The organism is Alteromonas sp. G4i35, from assembly GCF_054960375.1.
Genome location: NZ_JBHNZD010000056.1, coordinates 1 through 2351, shown reverse-complemented (window position 1 = coordinate 2351; position 2351 = coordinate 1). Strand labels below are relative to the sequence as shown.

Genomic DNA, 2351 nt, shown 5'->3' with positions numbered 1-2351 from the left:
GTAAACGTCCGCTAATCCCACCTAGCGCTTAGCAAAGTGCCATGGTAGAAGTTGCTCGATATCGGCGTTGGGCCGACTGAGTTCATCAAGGCAAGACATCACATACTCGAACACATTGAGGTCGTTGGCTTTTGCGGTTTCGATGATGCTGTAGAGGATGGCGCTGGCATTGGCGCCGGTAGCGGTCTGGCTAAACAGCCAGTTTTTTCTGCCTATCACGAACGGCTTAATCGCGCGCTCAGCGCGATTGTTATCGATATTCAGTAATCCATCGAGTGTGTAGCGTGCAAGCTTTTCCCATTGGTTCAAGCAGTATTGTATCGCTTCACCTAATTTGGTTTTCGGTAGCACTTGTTGTACTGATTTCTCTAGCCATGTATGGAGCTGGTTGAGCAACGGCAGGCTCTTTTCTTGTCTGGTAAGGTAGCGCACCTCCACCGTTTTATCTTTTAATTGAGTTTCGATGCGATAGAGTTTTTGGATGTGATTGAGTGCCCAGTCTGCTTTGCCGCTGCCTTTTTTACCCGCGCCTTTCTTTGCTTCCATAAACTTACGACGTGCATGGGCCCAGCAACCGATAAGGGTTGCTTGCGTTTGCTCGTAGCCTTGATAGCCATCCACTTGTAAGTAGCCGTTATAACCATTAAGGAAATCTACTGCGCATTGCCCAGCGCGACTATTGTGATAATCGTACAACACGATATTGGATGTCGCTGTATCGGGGATATGACCGCTAGGTGAATCAGCACCACTGGCATACAACCACATATAGCTGTTCGCTTTTTCAGACTCGACCACTTTTAGCGTGGTTTCATCCGCCGCTATAACGGGTTGTTTTAGCAGATGTTGATGAAGCTGCTCGTAAAGCGGTTTAAACAACTCAGCGCAGCGGACTATCCAATCCGCCATGGTTTTACGGCTTAATTCGATACCGTGCTGTTTGAACATCGCTTCTTGTCGATAAAGCGGTAACCCATACTGATATTTGCTGGTGATGATTTGACTTAACAAGCTTGGCGTTGCGTAGCCTTTTGGGATCACGCTGTGAGGTACGGGCGCTTGTTTAATCGTGTTGCTGATACCGTCCTTTTCACAGGTACGGCACGCATATTTAGGGCGAACATGCTCAATCACGTTGACCTGAGCAGGAATAAACTGAAGCTTCTCTGACTTATCTTCACCAATGCGATGTAATTCGCCCGCACAACAGCCACAGATTTTTTCTTCGTCGCTAATATCGTGAACGATAACTTCACGAGGCAGGTCTTTAGGTAGCGGTTTACGTGTGGGCTTTTTACGAGTATAGCTAATCGTTTCTTCGGCTGTTTCAGCTTCAACAACCAGTTCTTCCGCTTCATTGAACAACTCACCTTGCCCAGGGTGGCCTTCGGTGCTTTTACCAAACTGCTTATGCTGGGCAACGCGGAACTGTTCTTCTAAATAGGCAATCCGCGCGCGCTTCTCTTCAAGAAGCGCTTCAAGTTCAGCGATGCGGGATTGGTATTCTTTCTCGTTCATACCACCATTATCCCGTATTAAGCTGCTGATTACCTTACATTATTAAGACTATTTCGTGATCGTTAATCGCTACTTATGATCACAGGTTATAAGCCGGATGCGTTGTAGTGCAACGGCTGATGGCCTATGACATCGTAACCCGATAACAGCCATTGTAGCTGTTGCTCACTCATATGCATCTGTTTTAAGTTCGCATCGACAGGCCACTTAAAACGATGCTTCTCGAGGCGTTTATACCAGAGAGCGAAGCCCGTTTTATCCCAATAGAGTATTTTGACCTTATCGCGCTTTTTGTTGCGGAAGACGAACAGTGCATCGCGAAACGGATTCAGGTTCATATCCTGCTCAACAACGACAATTAAGCCATTGATCGATTTGCGGAAATCGACGATATCCATGTACAGGTAAATGTCGGCAGGCTCTACGAACATCTTCATTTGGACAATGCCTTCATCACGGTAGCAATCCAGTGAGGGTTAATATTGATTGGCACGCTAAGTTGAGCATTTCCAAATTGCAGGAGAAGTTCGCCACCCATTGCTTCGGTGTAGGATTCAACCTTCGTGACTTCACGTTTCACCTGAACAAACTTGCTGCTTGTTCGCTGTAACCGAATATCACGACGCCTGGTGTAGTAAGTTTGAACATTAATCTGCTGTTGGCGACAAAACGCCACTGCGGTGAGCCCGCTTTGCTTTTGCTGCTCGAATAAGTTGAGCCAGTCTTGCACTTCTCTTCGTTGATATTGCGGCATGGTCATTCTCCTTAACAAAAAGAGAACACCATGCCTTAGCTAACTTATGAATTGAACGTGGGGATTACCGGACGGACAC

The 2351-nt window shown here is 46.8% G+C and carries 3 protein-coding genes; all 3 read right to left on the bottom strand.

Translation table 11 applies throughout. The features are described 5' to 3' along the window. Nucleotides 1-21: 21 nt before the first annotated feature. A complete protein-coding gene (tnpC, locus tag ACFI6L_RS20150; RefSeq protein WP_342326229.1) occupies nucleotides 22-1518 on the bottom strand; it encodes an IS66 family transposase in 1497 nt (498 codons plus the stop codon). An 86-nt stretch (nucleotides 1519-1604) separates the two neighbouring features. Then, on the bottom strand, nucleotides 1605-1955 hold the full coding sequence (tnpB, locus tag ACFI6L_RS20145; protein ID WP_156086391.1) for an IS66 family insertion sequence element accessory protein TnpB: 351 nt from the start codon (nucleotides 1953-1955) through the stop codon (nucleotides 1605-1607). Then, nucleotides 1952-2272 carry an IS66 family insertion sequence element accessory protein TnpA gene (gene tnpA / locus ACFI6L_RS20140; protein WP_049588190.1) on the bottom strand — a complete coding sequence of 107 codons (321 nt, stop codon included), beginning with the start codon at nucleotides 2270-2272 and terminating at the stop codon, nucleotides 1952-1954. Before tnpA ends, tnpB begins: the two co-directional genes overlap by 4 nt. Nucleotides 2273-2351: the final 79 nt, after the last annotated feature.